The organism is Senimuribacter intestinalis (genome assembly GCF_943192965.1).
Lineage (GTDB): Bacteria > Bacillota > Clostridia > Peptostreptococcales > Anaerovoracaceae > Senimuribacter > Senimuribacter intestinalis.
The window spans coordinates 87,424-101,234 of record NZ_CALPCF010000010.1 but is presented as its reverse complement, the minus strand read 5'-3'; the positions used below and the strand labels follow the sequence as shown (position 1 = coordinate 101,234).

General features: G+C 43.0%; 17 protein-coding genes. 12 read left to right on the top strand and 5 right to left on the bottom strand.

The features are described 5' to 3' along the window. Positions 1 to 5 precede the first annotated feature (5 nt). The 5 genes from NFR88_RS10030 to trkA form a co-directional block, all read right to left on the bottom strand. Positions 6 to 353 (bottom strand): PadR family transcriptional regulator, encoded by a 348-nt coding sequence (locus NFR88_RS10030; protein WP_160202260.1) that lies wholly within the window; start codon positions 351 to 353, stop codon positions 6 to 8. 159 nt (positions 354 to 512) lie between these two features. After that, on the bottom strand, positions 513 to 938 hold the full coding sequence (locus NFR88_RS10025) for a CBS domain-containing protein (RefSeq protein WP_160202259.1): 426 nt from the start codon (positions 936 to 938) through the stop codon (positions 513 to 515). 98 nt (positions 939 to 1,036) lie between these two features. Continuing rightward, complete coding sequence (locus NFR88_RS10020; RefSeq protein WP_160202258.1) at positions 1,037 to 2,503, bottom strand: TrkH family potassium uptake protein; 1,467 nt, start codon at positions 2,501 to 2,503, stop codon at positions 1,037 to 1,039. Between the two features lie 49 nt (positions 2,504 to 2,552). Continuing rightward, positions 2,553 to 4,019 carry a TrkH family potassium uptake protein gene (locus NFR88_RS10015; RefSeq protein WP_161907576.1) on the bottom strand — a complete coding sequence of 489 codons (1,467 nt, stop codon included), beginning with the start codon at positions 4,017 to 4,019 and terminating at the stop codon, positions 2,553 to 2,555. Positions 4,020 to 4,028: 9 nt separating this feature from the next. Then, a complete protein-coding gene (gene trkA, locus NFR88_RS10010) occupies positions 4,029 to 5,381 on the bottom strand; it encodes a Trk system potassium transporter TrkA (RefSeq protein WP_243151069.1) in 1,353 nt (450 codons plus the stop codon). Between the two features lie 533 nt (positions 5,382 to 5,914). On the opposite strand from trkA, the gene NFR88_RS10005 reads away from it, so the two are divergent. From NFR88_RS10005 to folK, 12 genes are all read left to right on the top strand, one after another. Continuing rightward, entirely contained in the window at positions 5,915 to 6,517 is a 603-nt protein-coding gene (locus tag NFR88_RS10005) for an MBL fold metallo-hydrolase (RefSeq protein ID WP_160202256.1), read from the top strand. Beyond that, positions 6,507 to 7,346, top strand: a complete 840-nt coding sequence (locus tag NFR88_RS10000) for an HAD family hydrolase (RefSeq protein ID WP_251615668.1) — start codon at positions 6,507 to 6,509, stop codon at positions 7,344 to 7,346. Before NFR88_RS10005 ends, NFR88_RS10000 begins: the two co-directional genes overlap by 11 nt. 24 nt (positions 7,347 to 7,370) lie before the next feature. After that, positions 7,371 to 7,868, top strand: a complete 498-nt coding sequence (locus NFR88_RS09995) for a hypothetical protein (RefSeq protein ID WP_251615665.1) — start codon at positions 7,371 to 7,373, stop codon at positions 7,866 to 7,868. Continuing rightward, positions 7,843 to 8,481 carry a GNAT family N-acetyltransferase gene (locus NFR88_RS09990; protein WP_251615662.1) on the top strand — a complete coding sequence of 213 codons (639 nt, stop codon included), beginning with the start codon at positions 7,843 to 7,845 and terminating at the stop codon, positions 8,479 to 8,481. The genes NFR88_RS09995 and NFR88_RS09990 overlap by 26 nt, the downstream gene beginning before the upstream one ends. 18 nt (positions 8,482 to 8,499) lie before the next feature. Next, positions 8,500 to 8,742 (top strand): GNAT family N-acetyltransferase, encoded by a 243-nt coding sequence (locus tag NFR88_RS09985; RefSeq protein ID WP_161880236.1) that lies wholly within the window; start codon positions 8,500 to 8,502, stop codon positions 8,740 to 8,742. Between the two features lie 144 nt (positions 8,743 to 8,886). After that, positions 8,887 to 9,579, top strand: a complete 693-nt coding sequence (locus NFR88_RS09980; protein WP_307726237.1) for a class I SAM-dependent methyltransferase — start codon at positions 8,887 to 8,889, stop codon at positions 9,577 to 9,579. A 6-nt stretch (positions 9,580 to 9,585) separates the two neighbouring features. Continuing rightward, the gene (locus NFR88_RS09975) at positions 9,586 to 10,122 is read left to right on the top strand and encodes a YgjV family protein (RefSeq protein ID WP_251615659.1); all 537 of its coding nucleotides are present in this window, start codon (positions 9,586 to 9,588) and stop codon (positions 10,120 to 10,122) included. Between the two features lie 87 nt (positions 10,123 to 10,209). Beyond that, entirely contained in the window at positions 10,210 to 10,719 is a 510-nt protein-coding gene (locus tag NFR88_RS09970; RefSeq protein ID WP_251615656.1) for a GNAT family N-acetyltransferase, read from the top strand. A 128-nt stretch (positions 10,720 to 10,847) separates the two neighbouring features. Then, positions 10,848 to 11,438, top strand: a complete 591-nt coding sequence (folE, locus tag NFR88_RS09965; protein WP_465250585.1) for a GTP cyclohydrolase I FolE — start codon at positions 10,848 to 10,850, stop codon at positions 11,436 to 11,438. After that, positions 11,438 to 11,929 carry an HD domain-containing protein gene (locus tag NFR88_RS09960; protein ID WP_251615653.1) on the top strand — a complete coding sequence of 164 codons (492 nt, stop codon included), beginning with the start codon at positions 11,438 to 11,440 and terminating at the stop codon, positions 11,927 to 11,929. The genes folE and NFR88_RS09960 overlap by 1 nt, the downstream gene beginning before the upstream one ends. 1 nt (position 11,930) lies before the next feature. Continuing rightward, entirely contained in the window at positions 11,931 to 12,743 is an 813-nt protein-coding gene (folP, locus tag NFR88_RS09955) for a dihydropteroate synthase (RefSeq protein ID WP_251615651.1), read from the top strand. Next, positions 12,740 to 13,558, top strand: coding sequence for a 2-amino-4-hydroxy-6-hydroxymethyldihydropteridine diphosphokinase (gene folK, locus NFR88_RS09950; RefSeq protein WP_251615648.1), 819 nt, complete (start codon positions 12,740 to 12,742; stop codon positions 13,556 to 13,558). Before folP ends, folK begins: the two co-directional genes overlap by 4 nt. The last annotated feature ends 253 nt before the right edge of the window (positions 13,559 to 13,811 follow it).

Below are 13,811 nucleotides of genomic sequence, written 5' to 3'. Positions count from 1 at the left end.
TAGGTTTATTTCTTAATACCCATGATGGTTTCGATTGCGGAAGCTACTTCGATATAGTCTTCAATCAATTCAGCCAGACGCTGTTCACCGGATGGCTCCAGGTGATAATAAACACGGGTCATTCTCTTGCCAACGGTTTTCTTATAATCTGTAATGTATTTGTTGTCAATCAGCTTGTACAAGGTAGGGTACATAGAACCTTCTGGGATTACTAAAACGCCACCTGATCTCTGGTTAATTAATTGGGAAAGCTGATAACCGTAACAATCTCCCTCTTCCTTCAGAAGATGAAGGAGAAGCATTTCTACTGAACCTTTTTTAAAATTACTCTTGTTTTTGTTTCTCTGTGTCATACTGCACCTATCCTTTCTTACTAATAAGAATAAAACAATTAGTTAAATAAGTCAACGAATATTTGCAATTTTTAATGAAGAATATGTGAATTTTTTTAAAAGAACGTAAAAAACGCAAAAAAACTTGAATGAATACTGAAATTTTGATTGTTTTTTCGATTACTTTCTGCTGGTTGCTAAATGTCCCATGATATCGCCTACTTCTGCAAGAAAGAGTTTTTTTCTGGCTAAATCAGAAAGAGTGAGTACACCGGTGAGTTTTCCGCTTTCGAGGACAGGAAGCCTGCGGACTTTTTTCTCTGAAAACATGCAAGCGGCATCGTGGACGTTCATATCGGCGTTCACGGCGATAATATTGCTGGACATGACTTCAGATATGGGAAGGCTTTGAAAGTCGCTTATTTTTGCGAATTTGCTGCGTAAAACTATATCTCTGTCTGTGACAACGCCTAAAAGACAACCTTTGTTGTCGCAGATTGGTACAAAACCGATATCATATTGTTTCATCAGGGCAGCAACATCGGCAATTGTAGCATCAATTTTTGCAAAGTAAATATTGGTAGACATTAATTCTTTTACAATCATGTTCTGAATCCTCCTGTTACATAGGATTTGCAAAAAGACAGGATTTATGAGATAGAAAGAAAAAGAGCGGCGTAAAACCACTCTTTTTGTTTTCTTGCTTACGATCTTGCTCTGTCCGAATTCCAGAAAGAACGAGAGAAGAGAATGATGATTGCGTAAAGCTCCAGTCTGCCTGCCAGCATGAGAGCGGCGGCATACATTTTTCCAAAACCGGAAAAGATGCTGAAATTTCCTCCTGAAATAGCGCCGAAAGCAGTGCCGTTGTTGGTGATACAAGCAAGAACTGTGGAAAAGGTTGTTTCCATATCTTGATTTTCCAGCGCCAGTACTAGAGATGAGAATATAAATACAGCGAAGTACATCAGAACAAATACTGTCACAGAAGCAGCAGTTGCTGCGCTGACGGGTTTTCCCTGAATCATGATAGGTTTTACTGCCCGCGGGTGAATTCGCTTGTAAACGCCTCTCAGAATGATTTTAAAGTATATGATAAAGCGCATAACTTTGATGGAACCGCTGGTAGAATTTCCGCAGCCGCCGATAAGGACGAGGATTAAAAGCACCATTTTGCAGGTAGTAGGCCACAGGTTGATGTTATCGATTTCATACCCGGAGGTTGCACCAAAGGCAGTTGCCTGTGCGAATGCGTCTCCAAAGGCTCCAAGGAAAGATTCGTACTGCCCATTTACGTAAAGAACGACGGAAATGACAAGTGCGCCTCCGGCAAGGAGTGCCAGATAAGTTTTTATTTCGAGCATATTGAATGCCATTTTCCATTTTTTGCAATACAACAGAAAATACATCATGAAGTTTACTGAGCCTGCAAGAGAAAAAAAGGTGAAGATGACTTTCACATAAGTCTCGTTGGTCAGATTTAAAGCACTGTCTGCGCTCAAAAGACCTGCAGTGCTGATAGTAGACATGGTATTGACAAGGGCATGAAAAGGATCAAGTCCGCTTGGCAGCAACAGGAGAAATTCGATGAGCGTCAGCACGAAGTAAATTCGATAGGTTAGCTTTGCGGTGTCGCTGATTCTAGCTGACATTTTCTCAAAGTCAGGACCCGGAACTTCTGCAGCGGCCATTTTCTGTCCCTGTACACCAAGAACCGGGAACAAGGAGACGGTTAGGAGCAGGAGTCCCATGCCGCCAAGCCAGTTGGAAATCCCTTTCCAAAGAAGCAAACTGCGGGGCATGGTAGTAGCATCAATGACCCAGGCGCCGGTGGTAGTCCAGCCGGATATGGACTCAAAGAGACTGTCAATCAGACTGTATCCGCAGTTAGCGGTGAAATAGGGGACTGTGCCGACAATGCTGACCAGAATCCAGCATAAGAAAGCAACAAAAAAGCTTTCTCTGGATTTAATCTGCAGGGTGTAGTATTTTAAATGACGATACACAAAAAGTCCGGCGAAGATACAGCAAATGGCAGGGAAAAACAGAGCCGAAGCAGCATTGTACTCGGCAAGATAGATGCCATATGCCATAGGAGGCAGCATTGCTACTCCTTCAAAGAGAAGAACTACCGCAAGGGTTTTTAAAATTACTCGAACATTGTATGTCATAATGAAATCCTTTATAATATGTTAATATCTATCGCTTTTATACTCTTCTTTATGCCTTGTTTGAATTCCAGTAATGTGGTGACAGCAGCATAAAGAAAGTGAATAACTCCAGCCTTCCGGCAATCATGAGAAGGGATAGAATCATCTTGGAAAAATCGTTGAACATGGAGAAGTTCATGGAAGGTCCGATGAGATTAAATCCCGGTCCAACATTGCCAACACAGGTCAGCACAGAGGATATGGTAGTCATCAAATCAAATCCGTTGAGAGAGATAAGCAGGGAACCTGTAAATACAACAAAGATGTAGAAGAATACAAAATTTGCAATACCGGTTGCCATATCTGTTGGAATTTCCCGCTTATTCAGTGTCACCGTGATGACTCTGGATGGATGTAGCTTCAATGATACACCGCGGCGAATCAGTTTCAGTGAAACGAGAATACGAATGATTTTAACGCCGCCGCCTGTGGATGATGAGCAGGCGCCTGTCAGCATGAGCAGGAAAATCAGCATTCTGCTGAAAGTTGGCCAAATATCGTAATCTGCAGTAGCGTATCCTGTGGTCGTAATAATTGATGTTACCTGAAATGCAGAGTCTCTAATGCAGTCTCCTACATTTTGGTATGTGCCGGATGTTAGCAGGTTTATCACGATGAATGCAGTAACTACACCGATTAGCAGCAGATATATACGAAGTTCTGAATCCCGAAAAACTCTCTTGATACCGTGCTTCATCATGATAAAGTATAGATTAAAGTTGATTCCGCAAAGTACCATGAAAATGATGATGACCCATTGCACGTAAGGACTTGTGAACTGAGCAACACTGCTGTTATAGGAGGAAAAGCCGCCGGTTCCTACGGTGCCGAAAGTGTGTACCAACGCATCAAAAAAGCTTAGCCCTCCAAAGAGAAGAAGCAGCGTTTCAACAGCAGTAAACAGCAAATAAATCAGATATAGATTTTTTGCAGTGTCAGAAAATCTTGGTGCGATTTTGTCCAAAGAAGGACCTGGCGTTTCTGCGCTTGCAATGAGCTGACCGCCTACGCCGATAGAAGGAAGCAGCGCCATAGCAAAGACGATAATCCCCATGCCGCCCAGCCAATGGGTAAAGGAACGCCAAAAAAGGATGGACTTCGGCAGAGATTCAATGTCGGTCAAAATAGAAGAGCCTGTAGTAGAAAATCCGGAACAGATTTCAAAGAATGCGTCGATATAGTCTGAAACGGAGCCGGAGATCCAAAGGGGTACTGCACCGATGAGAGAAGCGGTCAGCCAGCACAGTGATACAATAAGAAACCCATCTCTGGCCTTAGGCCGGATTAGAGAAGGGCGGAATGTTTTTATTAAAATGAATCCCAGAAGAAAGCAGGGAAGCATCGTTGTCAGAAAGCTCTTTGCTGCAGTACCTTCGTGGTAAATCAACGCCACGACAAAGGCAGGCAGGAAGGCTACGCCAAGGACAAGCAGCAGCATTCCCATCATTCTAATCACACTGTTAAAATTTACAGTCATGAGAATCTCCTAATTCTTATTTTTTAGTAATTTTTCCAGATCACCGATTTCGGAAAGCAGGCTTAAAATGATAACTCTGTCATTCCATTTAATTACAGTGTTGCCGTCAGGAATGATGACTTTCTGTCCTCTGTGAATGGCGGCAATGAGTACACCATCAGGAAGATCCAGCTTGTGAAGGGGCACGTCAATCATGTTCATATGAGAGTGCGCGACGATTTCCATGATTTCAGCCTGTCCTTGAATCAGCAGAGAAGAAATGATTTTCTTGGAGCCCTGAATAAAGCGTAAAATATTGCTGGCGGTGATATCAAGCGGATTCAGTACCATGTCGACACCCATACGCTCAATTAAATCCTTGTAGCTTTCGTGGCTGACTTTGGAAATAACGTCTTCAATACCGTGCTGCTTAGCGGTTAGAGCCAGCAGCAGATTTTCTTCGTCGTAGCCTGTGGCAGTAACAAAGGCATCCATTTCGTTCATATTTTCTTCTTCCAGCAGAGGAATGTCTGTACCGTCGCTGTGAAGCACCATCACATTGTTCAAATGGGTGGAAAGGTAACGGCACCGTTCCATGCTTTTTTCGACCAGTTTTACAGCAACCCCAAATTCTGAAAGCTTTTCTGCCAGATAAAAACCGGTCTTTCCACCGCCGATAATCATAACTTTCTGCAGATTGGTGTACTTGCCTTTTTCGTGAACACGTTTATTCAACTCGATAATTTGATCTTTTTCGCCGATGACGTAGAGATAGTCTCTTTCTCTGATATCATCATCCCCGTGCGGAATGATGACTTTACCGTTTCTGGAAATTGCGGCGATGAGCATATTTGGCATGACCTCGCGCACCTGTGGAATGGAAAGCCCTACAAGCTTATTGAATTTTCTTGCTGGGAATTCAATAAGGGCGATTTTGCCGCTGGTAAAAATACCGTTGCTCAAGGTATACTTTTCGGCAAGATATTTGTAGATTTCCAGCGTAATGGAAAGGTCAGGGTTGACGATGGAATCGATACCCATGGTTTCCTTGATGAATCCAAACTGGTTCATATGCTCCGGGTCTCTGACCCTTGCAATAACACGCCTGCAGCCCAGTTTTTTAGCAAAGGAAGCGATGACCATATTGGTTTCATCGTTATCTGTAGCAGCCAGAAGATACTGGAAATCCTTGATATCAAGATTCTTCAGTACGCTAATATCTCTGGCATCTGCATTGATTGTCATGACGTCAAGCTGCTGAGAAAGTTTCTGCAATACGTCGTTGTTCTTATCTATAATTGTAATGGCATAATCTCCGCCCAGCAGGGCTTCCGCAACGCGAAAACTCAGTTTGCCGGCGCCGACAATAGCTACATTCATCATAACTTATTTCCTCTTCATTTCCATCAAAATATTGGCATTTGCCTATATACATAACCCCTATTGTAATTCAAATGTTTCTAATTTGCAAGTAGGTGATGCAAATATATTCTACGGCTACATGAAAACTTTTTACAACTTCCGATATTGACAAATCTTGCTCATCTGTGTATTTTTGTCAATGAATGACGGTCATTTTGGGGTGAAACGGTCGATTATTTATATTAACATTGACAAGATTGACTGAAATTCAGAAATCTGTCAATTTTGTCAATGTTTTGGGGCTGAAATGTTGACTAAATTGACAAAAAAACGGAAAGTTGTCAATTCTGCCAAAGTAGTGCCCTGAAATGACAAGAAAATCTCCTGTTTTCTCAGCACTTATTGACAAAAACATAAAAAAACCAAGAATTTGGCAATGTTCCTCTATGTCTCTTATTTGTTAGAACTTTCATGCATCTGCTGTGAGTAAGGCGCGTGCAAAACTTGCCAACAAAAGGCGACCTGTGATACAATGAATTTCAAGGAGTGAGGATATGAAAATAAAATGTTTTGTAAGCGGAGCCCTTTTGAGCAACGGATATGTGATTTACCAAAGGGAGGGCGGCTACTGCTATATCATAGATCCGGGCTACAGCCCGAAGAAATTTATTGGGTTTATCCGTGAAAAGGATTTGAAACCTGCCGGCGTTTTGCTGACTCATCTGCATCACGACCACACCGGCGCTGCAGAAACAGTAGCAGAGGCGATGGACTGCCCGATTTATATGCATGAGGATGACGCTTTTGTTTATCGGGGCAGCGTGGATTGTCATCTGAAAGATGGAGAGACCCTCGACCTTGAAGGTGAAACTTTACGGGTAATTCACACGCCGGGACACACCAAGGGAAGTATTTGTCTGATGAGCCAGAAGAGTAGAGTCTGCTTTACCGGAGATACGATTTTCGATACAGACCTTGGACGCACCGATCTTGCGGGAGGCAGTGAGGAGGATATGCGCCGTTCTGTACAGGAGATTATTGACAAATGGGAGAATGACATTACCATCTATCCCGGACATGACAGCGGCTGCAATATGAAAAAGGTAAGAGTTTACAACACGGAATTTTTAGCATTGAGGGACGGACATGAACGATAAGAACATCAGAATGGTCGCGCTGGATCTTGACGGTACGACCTTAGACCCATATGGAAAGATTACAGAAAGAACGGTAGCAGCGTTTAAAAGAGCGATGGAGCAGGGCGTATATATCGTTATTTCCACCGGCAGAACTTTTCAGTCGCTGCCGAAGCAGCTTTTTACCATAGAGGGTTTGGAATATGTGGTGACATCAAACGGTGCTCACATTACCGAGCTTGCCGCCATGAAACGGATTTATGAAAATCTGATTTCAGCAGAGTCGGTGGCTGCGGTGGTGGAGCTGATTAGAAAAAAGGGAAGAGACCACATTTCGGTAGAAACTTTTATCGACGGACACGCTTATATTGACAAGGATGAATACGAGGAGATTATAGCAGAGGGTTCTACTTACCGTGACGCAGCTTATATCAGAGATACCCGAAATCCGGTGCCGCAGATTTTAGATTACATGATGGCACACAAGGGCGAAATTGAGAATATCAGCCTGAATTTTGAGTTTTTGGAAGAAAAGGCCGTATGGCGGGAAGAACTGGCGCAGATACCGAATCTGACTCTGACGACTTCTTTTATTCATAACATCGAAATGGGAGGCGTAAATACCAGCAAGGGCACGGCGCTGACTTTTCTCATGGAGCGTCTTGGGGTATTGCCTGAGGAGCTTATGGCTGTGGGGGATAGTCCCAACGACGGGGAAATGATGGAACTGGCGGCTTTGGGAGTGGCAATGGCTAACGGTACGGAAGAGACCAAAGCTATGGCAGACTACGTGACTGCAAGCAACGCTGAGGATGGTGTAGCAAAGGCAATTGAGAAATTTGTGCTATAATTTATATGATTTAAGGGAAAAGAGATGAATTTGGGATTTTCTTATGTGGGTCTTGTCTTTTTGGCAATGCTGATGGTGCCCAATTTGATTTGGAGCCGCAATAAACCGGTAGGTTATGAGAACTATGTCGGCAGCGAAAATAAAATTCTGTTGGCATTTGAGCGAGTAGGAGAAGTAGCAGTAACTTGTTTGGCACTGATATTTACAGATTTTAATGTAGGTGAGATTTCTGGCAGGACATTGATTTTGGCGGGAGCTTTTCTACTTCTGGTATTATATGAAGTATTTTGGATTCGCTACTTCAAAAGCGAGAAAACCATGGCGGACTTTTACAGTAGTCTTCTCGGCATTCCCGTAGCAGGCGCAAGCCTGCCGGTTTTTGCATTTGGACTGCTGGCGGTATATGGGAAAAATATATTGCTGCTGGTTGCGGTCATCACGCTGGGAATCGGACATATTGGTATACATCTGGGGCATAAGAGGGAGATTGAACATAATGATAACTTCAAGAGGAAAAGATAATATGTTAAAGGTGAATATTACAATTAGAGAGGAACAGGAAAAGGACTATCGCAGGGTTGAAGAAATCACAAGAGAAGCTTTTTCCTATCCTGGCAGAATAGAGGATGGAGGGATTGGCTGTCCATATGAGCACTGGATGGTGCATGAGTTGAGACGGAGAGATGGAATACCAGGTCTTAGTTTAGTTGCTGAAATAGATGAAACCATCGCAGGACATGTCATTTGCAGCAAGGCAGAAGTAAGAATGGAAGATAGAACGATTCCTGTTTTGAATTTTGGACCAATTAGCGTATTGCCAGAGCTACAGAGGAAAGGTGTTGGAAAGGCACTCCTTACTGGGATGATTGCTAAAGCAAAGAAAATGGGTTTCGGAGCAATTCTATTCTTTGGCAGACCGGAGTACTATCCGCAGTTTGGCTTTAAAGAGGCGTATACGTGGGGTATAACGGATTTAAACGGAAATCATTATCCCGCATTTATGGGAATGGAACTTATTCCTGGATATCTTTCTTCTGCTAAAGGCGGCAAATACTATGAATCAGATATTTACGATGATGAACTGAATGCTAAGCGTGTAAAAGCTTATGACGAGGAAAATTTTCCTTTCATATAGCAATAAGGAGAAGATGATATGATTCGATATGCAAATATGAATGACTTTGAAGTTCTGAAACAGTATGAACACGGAGTTTCTGAAGAGGAACTTAGAAACTGTATAGAATCAGGAAGAATTCTCGTTATGTTCCAGGCGAACACATTTGCCGGCTGGCTGCGGTACAATTTGTTCTGGGACAGCATTCCTTTTATGAATATGTTGTTTTTTCTGGAAGGTTACAGAGGTAAAGGCTATGGCACACAGTTAACGGATTATTGATTGTGGGGCTTTGCTGCTTTCCGGTGAGCCTCTGGAAATTATTTTGCAAAAAAATTGGTAACACAGAAAGGAAGTCTATGAAAATAGCTATTACACAGAATTTTTACGACCAGATGGCAAGTCAATACGATAAGCTGTTTCAGAATTGGGGGGGAAACAACCAAAGAACAAGCGGCGCTTTTAGATAAGATTTTTAAAAGTTACGGTTTTGATACTGATGCAGAGCTTCTCGACTGCGCATGCGGCATTGGTACGCAGGCTGTAGGTATCGCACAAAAAGGTTATAAAGTAACTGCTTCGGATCTCAGCGAGGGGGAGCTTGCAGAGGCGAAAAAGAGAGCTGCGGATAATCATGTAGATATTGTATTTACTCAGGCGGATTTCTGTGCTTTATCCAAAACTTTTGATCGGCAGTTTGATATCGTCATCGCAATGGACAATGCGCTTCCACATATGCTTTCCCATGAGGCGCTGGCAAGTGCGGTAAACAGCATTTCAGACCGTACAAAATCCGGCGGTATTTTTGTCGCAAGCATTAGAGACTATGACAGCATTCTTGCGGAAAAACCGACTTATTCGCCGCCATACATTCACAAAACCGAGGGTGGTCAGCGGGTTTCTTTTCAGACATGGGATTGGAATGGCGACCATTATCAGTTTACCCAATATATCATCGAAGATGAGGGAGAACCGCGAATCAGCAAGTTTGCCTGTGAATACAGAGCAGTGCGCAGACAGGAACTGACAGATTTACTCCTTGCCGGCGGATTTTGCGAAGTTATCTGGAAAATGCCGGAAGAAACTGGATTTTATCAGCCAATTGTGGTTGCGAGGTGAAAAGATATGGATATCTTCATACAGGGAATCGGATTTCTGGGCGTAATTGCCTTTATCGTTTCTTATCAAATCAAGTCCAATAGGGCGCTGTACATATTTCAGCTTTTAGGTTCGCTGCTTTTCTGCATTCAGTTTTTCATGCTGGGTGCGTACAGCGGCTGTTTGAGCATGTTGCTTAATATTCTGAGATATGCGCTTTTGACAAAGTACAATGAATGGAAATGGGTGCAGAGGAAAGAACTTGCGTGGGCATTTTGTGCTGCCTTTGCAGTGGTTCTGATTTTTACATGGGCAGGTCCTGTTACCATTTTGGCATTTTTAGCGTCATCGGTTAGTACAATTTTCTATTGGACCAATAATGCGAAGATGATAAGAGGGGCTAATTTGTTCTGTGCATCACCTTGCTGGCTGATTTACGATATCTTTGCTGGTTCATGGGGCGGCGTTCTAAATGAAACCATCACTTTAACTTCAATTATCGTATCTGTGGTGCGGTTTGGCTGGAAAGCGATGGGCGACCCGGATTCGGAGTTTCAAAAGTGATTTATAGATGAAAAAACAGTAGACGGATACCTGTAAAAATAGGTGTAATTTAAGTGGGTAAATTGGGATTTGCAGGAGAATTTGAAAATGATTGAAACAGAGAGTCTTATTCTTGATAAGGCGAAGTTTTCGGATTGGAAAGAAATGTATTACAATGTTTGGTCTCAACCGGAAAGTGCAAAATACATGTCTTGGAGTATTACTACAAACGAAGATGATGCCAAAATACGGATGATAAAAACTATTGCATTTCAAAAAGAGCATGATACATATTTGGTTTATGAAAGGGCAAGTGGTAAGGCGATTGGCTTTGCCGGCGTAGAAAAGATTGATCCTTGCACCTATCAAGAAGCAGGGATATGTTTAGGTCCCAATTATGTACGGAAAGGGTTTGGAAAACAGATTCTTCGGGGGTTGATTCAATATTGCAAAAAGGAGTTTGATGCAAAAGAATTTATTTATTCGACAAGAGAGGAAAACAGAGCATCTAATCTTTTGGCAGAGTCATTTGGTTTCTCGATGATTTCTACAGTAACTGAAATAGACGGCAAAGACGGACATCGTTATAATCTTTTACAATATAGCTTAAAGTTATAATTCTCAATTTATCTGGTAAAATCTGTTGAAAAGGGCACTAAGCCATACATAGGATAATGATTGTGTGAATATGTGTTTTTCTTGCTTTTTCCTTGTACTTCGCGGGGAAATGTCATATAATGAAATCTATGGGCAATGAACTATTGAAAGGACATGATACAGTAATGGATAGCGAAAAGATAAAAGAAGGTGTCCGCTTGATTCTTGAGGGAATCGGCGAAGATATAAATAGGGAAGGACTGAGGGAAACGCCGGAGCGGATTGCACGTATGTACGAGGAACTTGCAGCTGGATATACCGACAGTGCACAGACGCATCTTGCCAAGCGGTTTCATGTGGAAAACAGCGACATGATTTTGGAGAAAGATATTCATTTCTATTCTTTCTGCGAACACCATATGCTTCCTTTTTATGGAAATGTAGCTGTAGCATATATTCCAAATGGTGAGGTTGTAGGACTTTCCAAGATTGCCAGAACTGTGGAGGTTTTCGCAAAGCGCTTTCAGCTGCAGGAGCGGCTTGCAGCGCAGATTGCTGACGCTTTTATGGAAGAATTGCAGCCCAAAGGAGTTATGGTGCTCATTGAAGCTGAGCACATGTGTATGACCATGCGCGGTATTAAAAAACCGGGTGCAAAGACTGTAACAGTGGTTACCAGAGGTGCGTTTGAGCAGGATGAGAAGCTGCAGAATCGTTTCTTTCAGGTGATGGGCAAGTGATGGAACACATGAAGCGAGTAAATCGAATCATCAGGCACCCGCTTTGGCAGGGAGCGATGGCGCAAATTGAGTCTATGGAAGAGACTCGTGTATATTGTAAGCACGATTTGACTCATTTGCTGGATACAGCAAGGCTGGCATATATCGAAAATCTGGAAGAATGTCTCGGAGTCAGCAAGGAATTGATTTATGCGGCGGCGCTGCTTCACGATATTGGACGAGGTCTGGAGTATGTGCAGGGCATATCGCATGATGAGGCAAGCTGCGCACTGGCAGGTACGATTTTGAGTGAAACCGGCTTTTGCGAAGGGGAATGCGCAGCAATTATTGAGGCGATTGGTGCCCATAGACAGCCGGATACCAGATTACGACCTGATTTAGCGGGACTTTTGTATCGTGCAGATAAAGGTTCACGAAATTGTTTTTATTGTAAACAACAGGACACCTGTAACTGGAGCGAAGATAAGAAAAACAAGGAGATCAAAGACTGAAATGAAAATTGGAAATAGAGATTTTGACTTTGCAAATAGCTGCTATATCATGGGAATCCTCAACGTCACGCCGGATTCCTTTTCTGATGGAGGAAAGTGGAACGACCTGACACGGGCGAAAGCACATGTGGCGCAGATGATTGATGAAGGAGCAGATTTAATCGATATTGGTGGAGAGTCCACAAGGCCGGGTCATGTGCAGATTTCTATAGAAGAAGAAATCCGGCGGGTGGTACCGTGTATTGAGATGGTAAAGGAAAATTTTGACGTGCCTGTGTCTATTGACAGCTATAAATCACAGGTGGTAGAAGCGGCACTTAAAGCGGGGGCAGATATGGTCAACGATATCTGGGGACTGAAATACGATGTGAAAGTGGCGGAGCTGATTGCAAAATATGATGTGCCATGCTGTCTGATGCACAATCGGGAAAAGGCAGAATACCTTGATTTTGTAAAGGATATGATTTTAGACATGAAAGAAAGCCTTGCGATTGCTGAAAAGGCGGGAATTCCCAAGGAAAAAATCATGCTGGATCCGGGCGTAGGTTTTGGAAAAACCTATGAGCACAACCTGATTGCGGTAAACAGACTGGAAGAGTTGTGTGCCCTTGGCTATCCGGTACTTCTTGCGACCTCAAGAAAATCCATGATTGGAAATGCACTCGATTTACCTGTAGAAGAGCGTGTCGAAGGAACGGTAGCAACGACAGTCATGGGTGTGATGAAGGGCGCAGCCTTTGTTCGTGTCCATGACATCAAAGAAAATTTCAGGGCGATTCAAATGACCCTTGCGATTATGGGAGAAGGAAAATGAAAAAGTACGATGAAATTCATATAGAAAATCTGCAGTTTTTTGCCAATCATGGCGTTTTTTCCGAGGAGACTGCACTGGGACAAAAGTTTGTTGTGTCCGCTGTGCTTTATAGTGATTTGCAGAGTGCAGGAAGAAGCGATGACCTGACAGAATCCACTCATTATGGGGAAGTATCACAGTTTATGGTAGGATTCCTGCAGGAGCATACCTATAAACTTATAGAGGCTGCGGCAGAGCAGCTGGTATGGGCTGTTCTTGAGGCATTTCCGCTGGTACGCGGCATTTCCCTGGAAATCAAAAAACCATGGGCGCCGGTAAAGCTGCCGCTCGACTATGTATCGGTTAAAATCACCAGATTCTGGCATCGCTGCTATATTGCACTGGGTTCTAATCTGGGGGATAAGAAAGGTTATTTGGACATGGCAGTTTCTCGTCTCTCTCAGTCAGAGGGTTGCCGTGTTAAGAAAGTTGCGGATTATATCGTTACCGAACCTTACGGCGGTGTAGAGCAGGACGATTTTCTCAACAGCTGTTTGGAACTGGAAACCCTGCTTTCGCCTGCAGAACTGCTTACGCTTCTTCATGAGATAGAGGCTGCGGCTGACAGAAAGCGGGAAATCCACTGGGGACCGAGAACACTGGATTTGGATATTTTGCTCTACGATGATTTAGTAATGGACAGCGAGGCGCTTACGATTCCTCATGTGGAAATGCATAAGCGAGACTTTGTGCTGACACCTCTAGCGCAGATTGCACCCTGGGTGTGGCATCCGGTGTTTGGAAAGACCATCAAAGAGCTGAAGGAAGAATTATAAATTGTATGAAAAAATGTGTGGACATATAAACGCCACATATTTAGTGATTTTCTGAAACAGACAAAGCTGACTGCTTTTTAGATTTTTGTCAGTTTTGTCTGTGTTTCTATCAAAAATCCTGCCAGAACTGACAATTATTTTTGATTTTGTCAGTTCTGGCAGGATTTCAGGCGTATTAAGATGGGGTTCTTCACGATTTGCTGACAAAATCCTGCATGCTGCTATCATTTTGTCAGTATTGATGGTTCATGAT

What these genes read in the sequence shown, in the direction of transcription:
- NFR88_RS10030 (WP_160202260.1), bottom strand. Translation starts at nt 353, where the DNA reads ATGACACAGAGAAACAAAAACAAGAGTAATTTTAAAAAAGGTTCAGTA.
- NFR88_RS10025 (WP_160202259.1), bottom strand. Translation starts at nt 938, where the DNA reads ATGATTGTAAAAGAATTAATGTCTACCAATATTTACTTTGCAAAAATT.
- NFR88_RS10020 (WP_160202258.1), bottom strand. Translation starts at nt 2,503, where the DNA reads ATGACATACAATGTTCGAGTAATTTTAAAAACCCTTGCGGTAGTTCTT.
- NFR88_RS10015 (WP_161907576.1), bottom strand. Translation starts at nt 4,019, where the DNA reads ATGACTGTAAATTTTAACAGTGTGATTAGAATGATGGGAATGCTGCTG.
- trkA (WP_243151069.1), bottom strand. Translation starts at nt 5,381, where the DNA reads ATGATGAATGTAGCTATTGTCGGCGCCGGCAAACTGAGTTTTCGCGTT.
- NFR88_RS10005 (WP_160202256.1), top strand. Translation starts at nt 5,915, where the DNA reads ATGAAAATAAAATGTTTTGTAAGCGGAGCCCTTTTGAGCAACGGATAT.
- NFR88_RS10000 (WP_251615668.1), top strand. Translation starts at nt 6,507, where the DNA reads ATGAACGATAAGAACATCAGAATGGTCGCGCTGGATCTTGACGGTACG.
- NFR88_RS09995 (WP_251615665.1), top strand. Translation starts at nt 7,371, where the DNA reads ATGAATTTGGGATTTTCTTATGTGGGTCTTGTCTTTTTGGCAATGCTG.
- NFR88_RS09990 (WP_251615662.1), top strand. Translation starts at nt 7,843, where the DNA reads ATGATAACTTCAAGAGGAAAAGATAATATGTTAAAGGTGAATATTACA.
- NFR88_RS09985 (WP_161880236.1), top strand. Translation starts at nt 8,500, where the DNA reads ATGATTCGATATGCAAATATGAATGACTTTGAAGTTCTGAAACAGTAT.
- NFR88_RS09975 (WP_251615659.1), top strand. Translation starts at nt 9,586, where the DNA reads ATGGATATCTTCATACAGGGAATCGGATTTCTGGGCGTAATTGCCTTT.
- NFR88_RS09970 (WP_251615656.1), top strand. Translation starts at nt 10,210, where the DNA reads ATGATTGAAACAGAGAGTCTTATTCTTGATAAGGCGAAGTTTTCGGAT.
- folE (WP_465250585.1), top strand. Translation starts at nt 10,848, where the DNA reads ATGGGCAATGAACTATTGAAAGGACATGATACAGTAATGGATAGCGAA.
- NFR88_RS09960 (WP_251615653.1), top strand. Translation starts at nt 11,438, where the DNA reads ATGGAACACATGAAGCGAGTAAATCGAATCATCAGGCACCCGCTTTGG.
- folP (WP_251615651.1), top strand. Translation starts at nt 11,931, where the DNA reads ATGAAAATTGGAAATAGAGATTTTGACTTTGCAAATAGCTGCTATATC.
- folK (WP_251615648.1), top strand. Translation starts at nt 12,740, where the DNA reads ATGAAAAAGTACGATGAAATTCATATAGAAAATCTGCAGTTTTTTGCC.